General features: G+C 40.9%; 19 protein-coding genes. 9 read left to right on the top strand and 10 right to left on the bottom strand.

Annotation, left to right across the window (positions count from 1 at the left end; all coding sequences use genetic code 11):
* The first annotated feature begins 326 nt into the window (after positions 1-326).
* Positions 327-1,418, top strand: coding sequence for an aromatic acid exporter family protein (locus MKY17_RS03775; RefSeq protein WP_098370620.1), 1,092 nt, complete (start codon positions 327-329; stop codon positions 1,416-1,418).
* Between the two features lie 57 nt (positions 1,419-1,475).
* On the opposite strand, the gene MKY17_RS03770 is transcribed toward MKY17_RS03775, so the two are convergent.
* The gene (locus MKY17_RS03770; protein WP_076371209.1) at positions 1,476-1,889 is read right to left on the bottom strand and encodes a MarR family transcriptional regulator; all 414 of its coding nucleotides are present in this window, start codon (positions 1,887-1,889) and stop codon (positions 1,476-1,478) included.
* Between the two features lie 365 nt (positions 1,890-2,254).
* Between MKY17_RS03770 and MKY17_RS03765 the strand changes: the two genes are divergently transcribed.
* The 5 genes from MKY17_RS03765 (at position 2,255) to MKY17_RS03745 (ending at position 6,676) form a co-directional block, all read left to right on the top strand.
* Positions 2,255-2,893, top strand: coding sequence for an HlyD family efflux transporter periplasmic adaptor subunit (locus tag MKY17_RS03765; protein ID WP_098370619.1), 639 nt, complete (start codon positions 2,255-2,257; stop codon positions 2,891-2,893).
* Positions 2,894-2,933: 40 nt separating this feature from the next.
* Complete coding sequence (locus tag MKY17_RS03760; RefSeq protein ID WP_098370618.1) at positions 2,934-4,553, top strand: DHA2 family efflux MFS transporter permease subunit; 1,620 nt, start codon at positions 2,934-2,936, stop codon at positions 4,551-4,553.
* Positions 4,554-4,571: 18 nt separating this feature from the next.
* Positions 4,572-5,102, top strand: coding sequence for an NAD(P)H-dependent oxidoreductase (locus MKY17_RS03755; RefSeq protein WP_063234827.1), 531 nt, complete (start codon positions 4,572-4,574; stop codon positions 5,100-5,102).
* 13 nt (positions 5,103-5,115) lie between these two features.
* The gene (locus MKY17_RS03750) at positions 5,116-5,463 is read left to right on the top strand and encodes a hypothetical protein (protein WP_098370617.1); all 348 of its coding nucleotides are present in this window, start codon (positions 5,116-5,118) and stop codon (positions 5,461-5,463) included.
* Between the two features lie 292 nt (positions 5,464-5,755).
* Complete coding sequence (locus MKY17_RS03745; RefSeq protein ID WP_098370616.1) at positions 5,756-6,676, top strand: DMT family transporter; 921 nt, start codon at positions 5,756-5,758, stop codon at positions 6,674-6,676.
* A gap of 89 nt (positions 6,677-6,765) precedes the next feature.
* Here the strand turns inward: MKY17_RS03745 and MKY17_RS03740 are convergent, their stop codons facing one another.
* The 5 genes from MKY17_RS03740 to fabL form a co-directional block, all read right to left on the bottom strand.
* Positions 6,766-8,514: an ABC transporter ATP-binding protein gene (locus MKY17_RS03740; protein WP_098370615.1), complete on the bottom strand. Its 1,749-nt coding sequence runs from the start codon at positions 8,512-8,514 to the stop codon at positions 6,766-6,768.
* Positions 8,515-8,774: 260 nt separating this feature from the next.
* Positions 8,775-9,305 carry a DUF402 domain-containing protein gene (locus MKY17_RS03735; RefSeq protein WP_063234823.1) on the bottom strand — a complete coding sequence of 177 codons (531 nt, stop codon included), beginning with the start codon at positions 9,303-9,305 and terminating at the stop codon, positions 8,775-8,777.
* Between the two features lie 233 nt (positions 9,306-9,538).
* Positions 9,539-9,793, bottom strand: coding sequence for a YgaB family protein (locus MKY17_RS03730; RefSeq protein WP_098370614.1), 255 nt, complete (start codon positions 9,791-9,793; stop codon positions 9,539-9,541).
* Between the two features lie 162 nt (positions 9,794-9,955).
* Positions 9,956-10,231 carry a gamma-type small acid-soluble spore protein gene (locus tag MKY17_RS03725; RefSeq protein WP_098370613.1) on the bottom strand — a complete coding sequence of 92 codons (276 nt, stop codon included), beginning with the start codon at positions 10,229-10,231 and terminating at the stop codon, positions 9,956-9,958.
* Between the two features lie 81 nt (positions 10,232-10,312).
* Positions 10,313-11,062, bottom strand: a complete 750-nt coding sequence (gene fabL, locus MKY17_RS03720) for an enoyl-[acyl-carrier-protein] reductase FabL (protein WP_063234820.1) — start codon at positions 11,060-11,062, stop codon at positions 10,313-10,315.
* Positions 11,063-11,129: 67 nt separating this feature from the next.
* Here fabL and MKY17_RS03715 point away from each other — a divergent pair, with 67 nt between their 5' ends.
* Positions 11,130-11,354, top strand: coding sequence for a hypothetical protein (locus tag MKY17_RS03715; RefSeq protein ID WP_076371141.1), 225 nt, complete (start codon positions 11,130-11,132; stop codon positions 11,352-11,354).
* 81 nt (positions 11,355-11,435) lie between these two features.
* Here the strand turns inward: MKY17_RS03715 and MKY17_RS03710 are convergent, their stop codons facing one another.
* Together MKY17_RS03710 and mutY are read right to left on the bottom strand one after the other, a co-directional pair.
* Positions 11,436-11,705 carry a hypothetical protein gene (locus MKY17_RS03710; RefSeq protein WP_098370612.1) on the bottom strand — a complete coding sequence of 90 codons (270 nt, stop codon included), beginning with the start codon at positions 11,703-11,705 and terminating at the stop codon, positions 11,436-11,438.
* A 49-nt stretch (positions 11,706-11,754) separates the two neighbouring features.
* Positions 11,755-12,873 carry an A/G-specific adenine glycosylase gene (gene mutY / locus MKY17_RS03705; RefSeq protein ID WP_098370611.1) on the bottom strand — a complete coding sequence of 373 codons (1,119 nt, stop codon included), beginning with the start codon at positions 12,871-12,873 and terminating at the stop codon, positions 11,755-11,757.
* A gap of 206 nt (positions 12,874-13,079) precedes the next feature.
* On the opposite strand from mutY, the gene MKY17_RS03700 reads away from it, so the two are divergent.
* Entirely contained in the window at positions 13,080-14,057 is a 978-nt protein-coding gene (locus MKY17_RS03700) for a metal-dependent hydrolase (RefSeq protein ID WP_098370610.1), read from the top strand.
* A 56-nt stretch (positions 14,058-14,113) separates the two neighbouring features.
* On the opposite strand, the gene MKY17_RS03695 is transcribed toward MKY17_RS03700, so the two are convergent.
* Positions 14,114-14,380: a YfhJ family protein gene (locus tag MKY17_RS03695; protein WP_098370609.1), complete on the bottom strand. Its 267-nt coding sequence runs from the start codon at positions 14,378-14,380 to the stop codon at positions 14,114-14,116.
* Between the two features lie 113 nt (positions 14,381-14,493).
* On the opposite strand from MKY17_RS03695, the gene MKY17_RS03690 reads away from it, so the two are divergent.
* Positions 14,494-14,649 (top strand): small, acid-soluble spore protein K, encoded by a 156-nt coding sequence (locus MKY17_RS03690; RefSeq protein WP_098370608.1) that lies wholly within the window; start codon positions 14,494-14,496, stop codon positions 14,647-14,649.
* A gap of 42 nt (positions 14,650-14,691) precedes the next feature.
* Here MKY17_RS03690 and MKY17_RS03685 read toward each other — a convergent pair whose 3' ends face one another.
* Positions 14,692-15,003, bottom strand: a complete 312-nt coding sequence (locus tag MKY17_RS03685; protein ID WP_034305394.1) for a YfhH family protein — start codon at positions 15,001-15,003, stop codon at positions 14,692-14,694.
* Positions 15,004-15,078: the final 75 nt, after the last annotated feature.

The raw sequence follows: 15,078 nt of genomic DNA, 5'->3' as shown, positions 1-15,078 counted from the left end.
TGCCGAAAATTAAAAAAGGCTGATGCTCTTCAATTCGAGCATCAGCCTTTTCCAGTCATATACCTCAGGAATAGTCTTTAAACGATGGAAAAACACAGTTGAAAACAATCAACAAATTGCCTATCGTTTCTTTATATATTAAACTTGATTTTAACTATTGTAACTCTAAGGAAAATCCTGTATATTACTTTTTGTTTACATCTTCTTATTTTAGTGTAAAGTACTAACAAATAAGTTAGAATACAACTTTAAGCAAAAGCCTATATATAAATAGAGCCTTTTCTTACCACGATCCATTACAACACAAAGAAAGGATTAACCCATATATGAAGTTTGGTGCCCGCATTCTCAAAACAGGAATAGCAATTGTTTTAGCGCTTTATCTATCGGAACTGCTTAATCTTCCTGCTCCTGTCCTTTCTGGGATTGCTGCAATTTTTGCAATACAGCCGACCATTTACCGTTCATATCAAACGGTGTTGGAGCAAGTTCAAGGAAATATCATCGGCGCATTGGTTGCTGTCTCCTTCGTTTTGTTGTTCGGAAATGATATTTTTATAATCGGTCTTGCCGTAATGGTTGTCATAACCATCAATTTAAAACTGAAAATGGATAAAACGATTGTCCTTTCCATCGTGACGGTCATTGCCATCATGGAAAGCCAGGAAGGGGAATTCCTGAATTTTGCCTTTATTCGTCTCTCATCCGTTTTGCTCGGTATCGTTTCTTCTTTCATCGTGAATCTGGTTTTCATTCCTCCAAAGTACGAAGCAAAGCTTTATACACGCATTACAGATGTAACGGAAGACATCTTGAAATGGATCAGAATCAGCACAAGGCATGCTACAGAACACACTTTATTGAAAAAAGACATCAGCCGATTGAAGGCGGAGTTACTCGATCTGGAACATATCTATTCCATGTACAAAGAGGAACGGGAATATTTCAAGAAGAACAGTGTAGCTAAAGCAAGAAAGCTTGTCGTTTATCGGCAGATGATCATAACGACAAAAAAAGCGTTTGAAACCTTGAAGAGAGTCCATAAATTCGAGAATGAAGTATATCAAATGCCTGAAGATTTCCAACGGAGCATCTTACAACAGCTTGATTCCTTGATCCGCAAGCATGAACAATTGATATTACTGCATATCGAAAAAATCAAGTCCATCGACGAGATTGAAGATTGGGACCAGGATTGTCTAAGTCGTAAAGAGCTGCTCGCCCACTTTTTCGAACAGCAAAATCAAGTGGACGAAATGCATGATAATCTGGGCCATCTCTCTGCCCGCCTTGTACCATTGATTTCTGCAGTCATAGAATATGACGAACAATTGGAGCATCTTGAAAAGCTGATCGTCAGCTTCCAGTCCTTCCATAAGGAAGATAACGAATTATCTGTCCAGTATGAAGAAGATTAAAAAAGACGGTTCCCGGGAACCGTCTTTTTTCGTCTCTATTTCGAGCAGGCTCCTCATTCAATCATCCAAAAGGTTCTTATCAGCAGCCTTTTCAATCGTATCCAATTTCTGCAAAAGATCCTGCAGCTCATCTTCCGAGAATGAGTTGAAGTTCTTGCCCATCAATTGGTTATGATCCGCAAGGACTCTCCCCAAAATCGCTTCCCCTGCCTCTTTCAATTCAAGATTGATGACCCTGCGATCCTTTTCTGATGGCTGCCGTTTCACATAATCCATTTCGACCAGCTTATCTACAAAAACGGTAATCGCACTTGGCTTTACTGTTAAGAAATCAGCCAGCTTGGTCGATTTGATCGACCCCTCTTTTTTCAATATCAATAATATGAAAAACTGAGGCGACGTTAATCCATAAGGCTGAAGATTTTTTGCTACGATGGCCCTAAGCTTCTTCCTAATCCGAAAAATCTGCATTTCTATACTATTAGTTACTTCCCATTTAAATTCCAGCCTTCTCACTCCTTATATAGGACAATCCTACCTCTTAAATTTAATTAAATGCCATTCCATTGTCAAATTTACTTTCCATATATCCTTAAAACTAAAAAAAATTCAAATTTTTACCGTTCCTCTGTATTTATTTCCCACTATTTTTCCGAATAAATTACATGACAAAAAATAATTAAACTGGTAAACTCTTTACTTATAATATTAATACTTATAAAAATTAATATTTATTAAAATTAATAAATAAACTTTAGAATAGGAGGCGTTATCCAGTCTGGTAATGAACGTTAATCAAAGGGAATACATCATCAATACTTTTGGAGGCGAAACAAGTGAATAGAGGACGTTTAGTTTTAATCAATGTCATTGGTTTGGTTATTATTGTAGCGGTATTAGCCGGTGGGGCTTATTACTATTATGAAAGCACGAATTTCATTAAAACGGATGAAGCGAAAGTGTCGGGAGAGCTATATACCATCGTTGCCCCCGCTGCCGGTAAATTAGCAGATTGGGACTTACACGAAGGAGACAGTGTAAGTAAGAATGACCAAGTTGCCAATGTAACCACCTTAGATGGAAAAGAAGCAGTAAAAACCGCAGCACAAGGTACAATCGTTAAAACACAAGTGCATGATGAGCAGCTTGTTCAAGCGGGTCAAACGCTAGCTCAGACCATCAATATGGATGATCTGTCCATAACGGCTAATATTGAGGAAAATAAATTGAAGGATATCGAAAAGGGTGACAGCGTCGATATTATCATCGATGGAGATCCCGATACTGTTTTCGAAGGTACATTGGAACAGATCGGTTATGCCACAACGTCTGTCTTTTCAGTGATGGGCAATCAAAACAGCAGCGGAAACTATACGAAAGTCACTCAAAAAGTACCAGTTAAAATTTCCATCAAAGCACCATCCGATAAAGTTCTGCCTGGAATGAACGCAGAAGTGAAAATTTCAACTAAATAAACCGGCTACACAGTTATACAGAAAGGAGGCTTTTCAATAAATGGCTTCTCAAACCATCTCAGTAAATGAAAACAAGGGAATGAAACAGTTTGCCCCCATGTTAATTATCTTAATGCTAGGTTTGTTCATGGTCATTTTGAATCAAACTCTGCTTAGTGTCGCCATGCCGAGGATGATGGCAGAATTCAATGTAGCCGCGACTACGATTCAATGGTTATCAACTGGATTCATGCTCGTGAATGGAGCCTTGATCCCACTGTCCGCTTTTTTAATAGAACGGTTTGGCACGCGGATTTTATTCCTTGCTGCCATGTTTCTATTCACTGTCGGGACATTCATATGCGGCATTGCACCTAATTTCCCCGTCATCCTTACAGGCCGGCTGATCCAGGCGGCTGGCGGCGGGATCCTTCAGCCATTGGTCATGACGATCATCCTTTTCATCTTCCCTCCGGAAATGCGCGGGAAAGGAATGGGGATATTCGGACTGGCCATTATGTTTGCCCCTGCCATCGGTCCGACTTTATCAGGTTGGGTCATTCAGGAATATAGCTGGCGGGTCATGTTCTACGCAATGGTGCCATTAGGCATGATAGTCATAATACTTGCCCTTTTAAGCATGCATAATGTAGCAGAACCAAAGAAAATCAAATTGGATTTATTGGGCGCCTCTTTATCCTTGCTAGGAGTTGCATCATTACTATACGGTGTCAGTGAAGCAGGTTCCAAAGGCTGGACGGATTCAATCGTTCTGGGAACGATCATCATCGGGCTGATCCTATTGACCCTATTTGTGGTTCAACAGCTAAAATCGGAAACACCTATGCTCGACTTCCGTGTATTCAAGTATGACATGTTCGTATTATCGAATATCATTTCCGCCATCGTCACAGTGGCCATGTTTACTGGGATATTCTTATTGCCAATATATTTGCAGACTTTAAGAGGCTTCACACCAGTTCAATCCGGTCTATTGATGTTACCCGGAGCACTTGTGATGATGGTGATGTCACCCATTTCAGGAGCATTATTTGACAAAATCGGTCCTCGTCCATTAGCACTTTTTGGTTTAGCGATCACTGCTGTCACAACCTTCGAATTTGCTAATTTGACTACGGAAACTACCTATTCGACTTTGGTCATCATCTATGCCATCCGCGCACTTGGAATGTCTTTACTGATGATGCCGATCATGACAGCAGGGATGAACCAGCTTCCTAAGCATTTGAATACACATGGTACTGCAATGAGCAATACGCTGAAACAGGTTACCGGAGCCATTGGTACGAGCTTCGTGACGACCATTTATACTACCCGTGCTTCTTTCCATGGAACTGCTTTAGGAACGGAAATGAGTACGAGTGATCCCGGTTTTGTTCAGAATTTCCAAACAATCGTCCAATCCATCATGAGTTCGATGAATCAAACTAGTGAACAGGCACAGGAAACTGCCATGTCGCTGATTTCTTCACAAATCCAGGGTCAAGCAAATGTGATGGGAATCAATGATGCATTCTTTTGGGCAACAGGCTTCGCAATTGTCGGTATCGTTCTCTCACTGTTTTTGCGTGACGTTCGGAAAGACAAAGCAATGAAAAAAGCTAAACAGGAACATTTGGATGTACCTTTGCTTCCTTCACCAGTAAAAAAATCGGTTTAACTAAATGGGGGAATAAAAATGAAGATCTATGTTGTTTACGACAGTGAAGGTAACCATACGAAAGCACTTGCCGAATCAATAGCTCAAGGAGCAGCTGCGGTTCCTGGGGCTGAGGTTCTCATTGACCATGTAAACGAGGCGGATGTTTATAAGCTTCAGGAAATGGATGCAATCATTTGGGGCTGTCCCGGTCATTTCGGCACCATCAGTTCGAGTTTGAAAACATGGATTGATAAACTTGGGTATCTATGGGCGGAAGGTGCGCTGATCAATAAAGTGGGTGCTGTATTCTGTACGACCGCCACCGTACATGGCGGACTCGAGGCTACCATGCTGAACTTAATCACCCCAATGCTTCACCAAGGAATGATCATTGTGGGCTTACCCGGCACTGTCCCGGAAAACGCCTTATATGGTTCCTACTATGGAGTAGGGATAAGCTGTCCACCCGGTGTGGATGACAACATCACCAAAAATGACTTGCAGCTTGGAGAAGCATTAGGAAAACGGGTAGCCCATGTCACTCGTTCATTCATAAACGAGCTCTAGGAGGCTTGATTCAATGGGCATAATTCTAATTATCATCGTTGCCATATTAGCGGTTACGGGCTTAATCACGTTCAATATCAAAGCCTTATCACCTGAAGATAAGCCGCCGGGGATCGAGGAAGAGAACTCATTGGAAGAGTCCTCTTTCTCTTCGGCAGATGATTCCGTTACCGAAATCATCTCCCCAACAGACAATGATGAATTGAAAATGAAAGATCAGGATTATCGTTTGGCTCTTTCCAAGCTTCACAATCTAAAGCCAAATGATGAGCCAACTGCAGAAAAAAAGCCTAATCTTCGCAAAATGAAAGACGCGGAATATCGTGGTACATTGGAAGACTTCCAGGAAAATCGTGACTGAAACACATCCCCCCATTCGGCTATTCGCCTCTTTGGGGGTTTTCAATTACTATGCATGAAAGAAACATTTTCGACCTCTGCCGCCACCTTTAGCTTAAAGATCAACTGCAGGCTTAACTTATTTTTCTGGTTGACAAATATTCACAAAGACTTTAAGCTAAGGTAATGCAACACAAACAATTTTTTAAACTCAGCTTTTGTTGAGAGACGGAATTTTAAAAGGTTTTCCTTTTTTCGTTCGTCACTTGCCTTTTTGGCAGGTGGCGATTTTTATTTTTACAGGGGTGAAAAACATGCAACTTTTGAAGTATTCCATAATGGTCTTAATCGGTTCGATCTCATATGGCACATTATCCACGATGATCAAGTTTGGATTCATGGATGGCCATTCTTCTGGAGAACTGGTCGGCAGTCAATACCTCGTCGGTTGGCTGATTGTCTCCGTGTTATTTCTTTTTTCGTTTAAATATAAAGTTTCATGGAAGAGTGCCGGATTACTTTTAATCACGGGCATGATGTCCACTTTCGTCGGAAAGGCATATGCCGTTTCCGTATCCGAGCTTCCCGCTTCGATTGCCGTTGTCTTTTTATTTCAATTTACCTGGATAGGCGTCCTTATAGAAAGTTTCTTAAATAAAAGACGCCCGGATAAAAATAAACTCATTGCCATTTTCGTTCTCTTCATCGGTACATTATTGGCGGGGGCGATCTTTGGTCAGCCTCTATCCGCCCTAAGCCTGAAAGGCGTATTGTTCGGACTATTGTCTGCGTTGCTTTTTGCGCTGTATATGTACTGCAACTCTCAATTCGCAGTTGGGGAATCTTCAATGAAACGGTTGTTTTTCATTGCAACGGGTGCCATGCTGACTGCTGTATTCACGACTAATCCCGTCACACTTGTGACGAATCTTGTCCAAACGAACCTATGGTACTACGGTCTGCTGCTCGGCACTTTGGGTGTTTTAGTTCCTTTCTTTTTCTTTGCTGTCAGTTTGCCGAAAGTGGGTGTCGGGCTTGGAACGATTCTTTGTGCAGCAGAGCTGCCTTCAGCGATGGTCGTTTCCGTCATCTTCTTGAATGAACAGGTTACGTCACTGCAATGGTTCGGGATGTGCTTGATCATCGTCGGCATCGCCTTGCCTGAGGGAATAAAGCATCTGCCGCAATTCCTTCCTGACAGAAAAAAAACGCTGCATGAAAAAAGGATTTCATAACGTTTATCCACCAGTTCGGATAAGAATAAGAAAGACCATTCCCGTTAGCGGAATGGTCTTTCTTTTGTATATTGTTTTTCCTTTTCTCCTTAAGCATCCAATTGTTGCACTTGAAATAGGTTGTAGTAATGCCCTTGCTTTTTCATAAGTTCTTCGTGTGTTCCCATTTCCGTAATTTCCCCATTATCGATATGAACGATCCGATCGGCATGGGTGATGGTTGATAGTCGATGTGCCACGATGATGGTGGTCCGGTTTTTCGCCAAAATATCCAGCGCCTCCTGGATATAGTGTTCACTTTCCAAATCCAATGCGGATGTGGCTTCGTCGAGAACAAGGATTGGCGGGTTTTTCAAAAATACCCTCGCAATGGCCACCCGTTGCTTTTGGCCTCCGGATAATTTAACTCCCCGCTCCCCGACTTTCGTTTCATATCCTTCTTTTAAACCCATGATGAAGTCATGGGCATTCGCCGCCTTTGCCGCTTCAAATACTTCTTCATCACTTGCATCGGGCCGTCCCATAAGGATGTTGGCCTTAACCGATTCACTAAATAAGATATTATCCTGTAGAACCATTCCTATTTTATCTCTTAGGCTGCGGACTTGATATTTACGGATATCCGTCCCATCCAATAATACCCTTCCCTCCGTTACATCATAGAAACGGGAAATCAAACTGACGATGGAGGATTTCCCTCCGCCGCTCATCCCGACAAGTGCAATGGTTTCCCCTGGTTTAACATCCAAATTTATATGTTTCAAAACGGGTGCCTCTTTCTCGTCATAAGCAAACGATACATCCTGAAAGGTTATTCGGCCATCCACATGCTTCAGCTCTTTCGCTCCTGGTTCGTCATCGATATCATACTTCTCATCCACAAACTCAAAAACCCTGTCCATGGACGCCAATGTCTGGGTCATTGTCGTCGAAGAGTTAACTAAACGTCTTAGGGGATTATATAGCCGGTCTATGAAACCGACGAAAGCAACCATGGTACCCAGTGACAATTGTTCATGAATGACCTGATAGCCGGCAAATCCTATCACGAGCAGGGGGGCAATATCCGTGATCGTATTCACGACAGCAAATGACTTAGCATTCCAGCTCGTATGCTTTAGGGCCTTATCGAGGAAATTCTTGTTCTGCTTCGCAAACAATTCCTGTTCCCTGTCCTCTATCGCAAAGCTTTTGATGACTGACATCCCTGAAACCCGTTCATGAAGGTGACTCTGTACATCCGCTAACGCTTGGGACCGAATCCTTGTATAGGTTCTCAGCTTGCCGAAGAAATGCTTAATCGAAAATGCGTAAAATGGAAGCATGATGATGGATACAATGGTTAACTTCACGTCCATCGTAAACATGATGACTATCACTATGATGATCGTTGCGATATCGAGCCAAAGGTTCATCAGACCCGTAATGACAAAGTTCTTCGTTTGTTCCACATCCGTGATCATCCTTGAAATGACCTCGCCCACCCTTGTATTGGAATAATATTTAAAACTCAGTTTCTGTATATGAGTAAATAAATCATTACGAATATCATATAAGATTTTCGTTCCGGTCCATTGAGCGAAATATTGACGGTAATACTCAATCGGCGGTCTGACTGCAACGAAAATGAATATCATGATGGCCATTGCCCATAAAAGGCGTTCGGACTTCACGGCTTTGGACAGGTCACCATTTCCGATGATGTCATCCACTATATACTTACTGAGCAATGGAAGCAAAAGCGGAATCGCGAACTTTAGCAATCCAATCAGTACCGTCCCGATTATCTGCCATTTATATGGTTTGACGAATTGCAAATATCTCTTAATGCTCCCCACGGATTTCCTCCTTTTCTGAATCATTAAATCCAAATGATAAAAATAGTCCATAACAGTCAATTTGGAATCTTATATCTTATATCTTATATGCAATTATATTTTCCTTTTCGATGATTAACTATCAAAAGGATTTTCATTCACTAACTTTCATAACCATTTATAGGAGGTTTAATGGTTCCTGCATTCTTGAAAGATTGAATCAGATAGTAGGCATGATACATAATGAAAAAGCCTGCCAATTATGCAGCAGGCCTTTTCTATCATCGATAGGTTAAAAAGCGTTCATACCAACTATCAATAAACTCTGCGGAGAATGGTCCTTTTCGCTGGCGTATCATATAAATCAAATAGTCTACGTTCTGTTTCAATATTGAATCGATGGCATCCGGGTAATTCATTTCTTTCCGATGCCTTTCATATTCATCCTCATCCAGCAAATTAAACGTCATATCTGGGAATACTTTAATGTCCAGGTCATAGTCAATGTATTTCAATGCTCCCGATTCGTATGTGAACGGCGAACTGATATTGCAATAATAATAAACCCCGTCCTCTCTCAACATACCAATAACATTAAACCAATACTTTGAATGAAAATAGCAAATCGCCGGCTCTCTCGTAATCCAAGTCCTTCCATCTGATTCAGTTACCATAGTACGGTCATTCGCTGCTATCACCAGATTTTGGGTCCCTTTTAAAACGGTCGTCTCTTCCCAGATACGATGGATATGTCCATTATGTTTATAGCTATGGATTTGGATTTTTCCTCCTTCGGCAGGAACAATCCCCATTTATCTCTCCCTACTTTCTATAGACACCCTGACAGCGTACTGTGCCCTATTCCGTTTGCAGTGTTGTGTGAATTTGAAAATATATACTTTTTTCCATTTACCCTATATTCCTATATTATAGCGATTTATTCATAAATTTAAAACAAAAGTGGCTAATCTCCCAGTGAAAATGTGTAAATAAGTCGAAAAAGTCTGACCATCCACCCATTTTAACTAAGAAATTAGCCGGTTATTTATCGTATGGCAGCCTGTCCTTGCTGAAAATAACGGATGACTTCTTCCGTTTGCTTCTCGAACATATCATGGATACTTTTCAATTCCTGCTTTTTGAGTTGAATATCTTCCTGAATGGTGACTGCTTCACTCTCCTCTTCCAGGGCAAGGAGTTGCTTCTCTATATCTTGGCATCTTTCGATTTCGGATTGTAAAAGTAAAAGCTTATCCATCGTTTTCAACTGGTTGTTTATAAGCCGGTTAAATTCCTCCATGAATGCACCTTCCTAATCTGTATTTTTTCTATAGTATGTATATTCTATTTTTATCCGTTTTTTCCTTTGACATAAAATGTAAACACGACGTAACATTTGTCGAATCCAATGAAAGGCAAAAAAAAAGCACCCTTCATAAAGAAGGATGCTTTTCATCGGCGATTAGCCTTGGCTTTTATTGCTTTGAGATTTTTGGTTTTGTTGTTTCACTTCTTGAACGTTAGTTTCAGAAGCAAACTCTGTACCGTATTGGCCTTGTGCTTGACCTTGACCCTTTTTTTGCTGAGATTGCGCGTTTTGTTGTCTCACTTCTTGAACGTTAGTTTCAGAAGCAAATTCTGTACCGAATTGTCCTTGACCCTGTTGAGATTGCGCGTTTTGTTGTCTCACTTGTTGAGCATTAGTACCTGCTTGTGATTTATTCATGTTTTTAGCCATTGATATCACCTCCACGATAATAAGATAACCATTATCCAGGAGTGTTATCCAACTAAAAACATTTAAATTTTTCCAGTTATATTAAACAAGCAATGAAATGCCTCCATCAACTATTACGGTTTGTCCACGAATCATACTGGCTCCATCGGAAATTAAAAACAGGATGGTATTCACCATATCTTCCACCTCGACCATCCGTCCAGCCGGAGTCTGTTCTGCCGCCTCGGCAAGCATTTCATCCCGATTCGGGAAAGACTTCAGGGCATCTGTATCGATCACACCGCCTGAAACGGCATTGACACAAATATTTTTTGCAGCTAATTCGACCGCTAAATATCTTGTCAGGGCTTCAAGCGCAGCTTTGGAAACTCCAACAGCTGTATAATTTTTCAAATAACGAATGGACCCTAGTGAACTGATGCTGACGATTTTCCCCCCGCCGTTCCTCTCCATTAATTTCGCCGCTTCCTGTGCACAGAAAAGGAGGGCTTTTGTATTGATGTCCATGGTCCAGTTCCAATGGGATTCCTCCAGCTCCATCAACGGACGCTGCACTCCTGAAGCCGCATTATTGATGAAAATATCCAAACGTCCATAATAAGCATCGATTTCCTCGAACATGCTTTTCACTTTCGCAACGTCACCGACATTTGCCTTAACTACAAGAGCTTTACGCCCCAACGCTTCAATTTCGGCTGCCACTTCTAATGCTTTTGACTTGCTCCGGGCATAATTAATAACGAGGTCGTAACCTTCCTCTGCAAGCCTTATTGCCGTGCTTCTACCTAAACCTTTACTGCTACCTGTAACGAGTGCCACTTTTTGTTCCATTCGTTTATTCATCCTTTCTGAGTAAACACCGAGTATTAAAAATCATTTTTTAAGGAGTGTTACTGTTATGTATGTTGGACGTGATATGACAGAGTTGTCGATGATGAAAAAATCGGATTGGGAAAATAGTGAACTTGCCTATTTTCATCACTCCCTTCAACAAATGGTACCTTATTTAAACCAAGAAGGACAGAGTATCCATAGCGAAATCGTCAAAGAAATTGAAAATAGAGGCGGACTTAACAGGCAGGAAGCCGATTATACTCATGGAACGAAAACCCTTTACGATTGATTCTATACGGATATGGCTTTGAAAATCAACAAATGGAAGAGGATATCTTAGCGGATATCCTCTTTCATGCTCCCAATATCACTAGCGCCTTTTTTTAATCACAATTTTATTATAAGACGTTATAGCCATTGCGCAAATCAGGGCTGTCCCCAAGAATGTTAACGAATATAAAGAAGGTGAAATTACCTTACCGAATACTGTTTCATTCTGGAGCGCCCCTGCTTGTTCCCATGCATTTTCAATGTCCGGTTTATATCGGCTCGTTTTTATGGACCCCACCATTATCGCACTCCCAAAATATAAAGCATGAATGATGATTGAACCCATGAATGCTTGAATGACTATCCTCATTTCCACGCCCCCAATACCCTTATATTACCACATAACCAAATGAGAGCCTTTATTCAATACGTTCTTTTTCTTTATACGCCTTCATCATTTTTTGGTGGGAAACCGGAAATGCCAACTCCTCCATCTCTGCTTCACTCACCCACTTAAGTTGCTGTTCTCTAAGTGTCTCTTCACTGATGGCATCTTTGACCACTCCAATATATGTGTCCACTTTCCAAACGAGATGTGAGAAAACATGTTCAATTCTCACAAGCGATTCAGTGATTTCAGGTTTGACGCCATACATTTCCTGAAACCGACTCTCGAAGAATTCCCGCTTATGCAAAAGGGATGAATGGTTTTCGAAGTTCGGATATTCCCAAAGATTTGCAAGCAATCCTTCTGATGCTCGCTTGTGAATTAAAAATTCACCTTTTTCATTCGTTAAAACGGCCGCTACAATTGGTACATCCCGTGTTTTTTTCTTTTGGATTTTCACCGGCAATTCCGACTGAACCCCGGATTCAAATGCTAGACAATGACTTTGAACGGGACATAATAGGCAGGCAGGCTTACCTGGTGTGCAGATTAATGCTCCAAGTTCCATCAAGGCTTGATTGAAGGCAGAGGTATGTTCATGATCGATCAGCTTTCTGACGGCAGCTTCGAATGTTTTTCTAGTCTTTGGCTTTGCTATGTCTTCATATATCATCAATATCCTTGATAAAACACGCATGACGTTTCCATCAACAGCTGGCTCAGGCTTGCCGTATGCGATACTAAGAATCGCACCAGCTGTATAAGGGCCGACACCTTTCAATTTTGAAATTTCCTCGGGATCATCCGGTACGATTCCATTATATGATGCCTTCACTTCCTGAACGGCACTATGCAGATTCCTTACACGTGAGTAATATCCCAGCCCTTCCCATGCTTTTAGGATTTTCTCTTCATCGGCATTAGCAAAATCCTCGAGTGTTGGGAACCATTCCACAAATCGGTTGAAATAAGGAATCACCGTGTCCACTCTCGTTTGCTGCAGCATTATTTCAGAAACCCAAACACGGTATGGATCCTTATTTTCCCTCCATGGCAATTCTCTTTGTTCTTCGAGAAACCAGGAAACCAAATCTTTTTGAAATTCTTCGATTTTTATTTTTTCTATTGTCGGGATCGTTATTTCTTTCACATCAGTTCCTCCAAAGATGTTAAACTCTTATCAAAAAGGGGAATACCTATAGTAGGTCATTCTTTTTTTAATATCATGTTCATATCCATTTATTTGTAACAGGCATGGAAAAAAGTAAAAATTTTATTCATTTGATGGTTAATATATAAATACGGTATGATGAGAGAAGACCATTTTTTTCAAATTGTGGCAGGGAGGTTAGTTTTTTGGATACAGGTACTCACTTTGTCATGGGAATTGCTCTTGGAGGTCTTGCCACATTAGATCCTGTCATTGCGCAGAGCCCAGTCACTGCAAGTGCAGTCATAGCAGGTACAATATTGGGATCACAAGCTCCAGACATTGACACCGTTTTAAAATTAAGGAATAACGCTGTATATATTCGAAATCACCGTGGAATCACGCATTCCATTCCCGCTGTTTTACTTTGGCCCTTGATTATCAGCGGAGCACTTTTCGCCATCATACCTGAAGCAAATTACCTTCATCTTTGGCTTTGGACCTTTTTAGCCGTATTCCTTCATGTATTCGTGGATATATTCAATGCTTATGGGACCCAGGCTCTTAGGCCAATTTCATCAAAATGGGTAGCTTTAGGGGTCATCAATACATTTGATCCGTTCATTTTTGGAATACATGTTGCCGGCCTGATATTATGGGGCTTTGGATTTCCTCCAGGCTATTTATTTCTTTCCATTTACGGAATACTCGTCATTTACTACATTTCCAGATTCAGGGAACAAACTTTTATAAAAAAAGTGGTCCGACGGCAAATTCCTGGAGCAAGGAAAATTCTTTTATCACCGACCATGCGTTTTCACCGCTGGAAAATTGCGGTTATTACCGAAAAGAATTATTATGTGGCACGAGCCGATAATGGATATGTGACGATACTTGATACGTTCGATCGAGTGCCATTACCTGAAAGTGAAATTCTCGAAGCCGCCAAGAAGGATATCAACTTGGCAGCCTTTCTGTCCTTTTCCCCGGTTTACCGCTTTGAAATTGAACAGATAAAAGAATATTATGAAGTCCGTTTTATCGATTTAAGATACCGAAGCAATGGATATTACCCGTTTGTGGCAGTGGTCCATTTAGACAGCGAATTGAATATCTTGAATTCTTATACCGGCTGGATCTTTAGCGAAGCGAAACTGCAGAAGAAATTGAATATTATTTTGTAATCGCTGTATATTGAAAAAGAGCTGATTCCAGGGAACCCTCTCTGGAATCAGCTTTTTTAATGCAGTCGATTCTGCTGATTTAATAACTGTCGATATTTAGGGTTCTTTGCAATGAATTCGTGGAATTGCTCGCCGTAGTTATCAATCCAGGTCCTTACAACACGCGATGTCATTTCTTCTCCGGCATATTCATGCCCAGCCTTTGCATAGGTCGCTTCGAAATCTTCCCATAATAATTCCACCCAAGTCAAAGCTTGCTCATACGTGATGTGTTCATTTTTCTCAAGCAGTATCTTGGTTAATCTTTCATGGTAATCATTCATTAGAACCACCTCATTGCCAATATTTTTACAGAATGAACTATACTGTCCCATACCCATACTAGTTGTAAGCGGAAACGCTTCTTTCTTTAATCTGATGCTTGGAGGAGAAAAATTTGCGAAATAAACAAAAAGGATTCCCCAACCAAAACAATAATAAATTCCATGGCGAGCCTCGTGCAAAGGCAAGATATGCTTCAAAGCGTGCAGATGGCAGTATTAATACACACCCTCAAGAAAGAATGAAAGCATCAAACGAGAGATCGAATTAACAGGTACACCAGAAGGAATCGGGTTTCTTCCCCGGTTCCTTTTTATTTCAGCATTGAAATCGGAAGTGCTTCTTCCTTACCGCTACCGCCTAAGCGGTAACCCCAGGCGAATACGCCGTTCATATAATCAATTTTGAAATAGACTCCGGGATCTCCGTCAATTTGATATATTTCACCTTTTTTGAAATCATCCGGATTTAACAAATAGGCCTTGGCCATCGTCACTTTTCGTTCCAATACGGAGTATTCATTAACCATTCCCAATTGCTCTGCTTTTCTCGCTTTTTCAGTCAACGCTGCAATTTCCTGTTGTAGTTCATAGGCGGACAACTTGCTGTATCTTACGTCGCTCATATATATGACTCCTTAAATGAAATATTAATTTACTTCTATATTAAACAAAATTTAGTGATTTGGCTATCGATGCAC

Source organism: Peribacillus sp. FSL P2-0133 (assembly GCF_037975445.1).
Lineage (GTDB): Bacteria > Bacillota > Bacilli > Bacillales > DSM-1321 > Peribacillus > Peribacillus simplex_E.
This window is presented reverse-complemented; position numbering and strand designations above follow the sequence as displayed.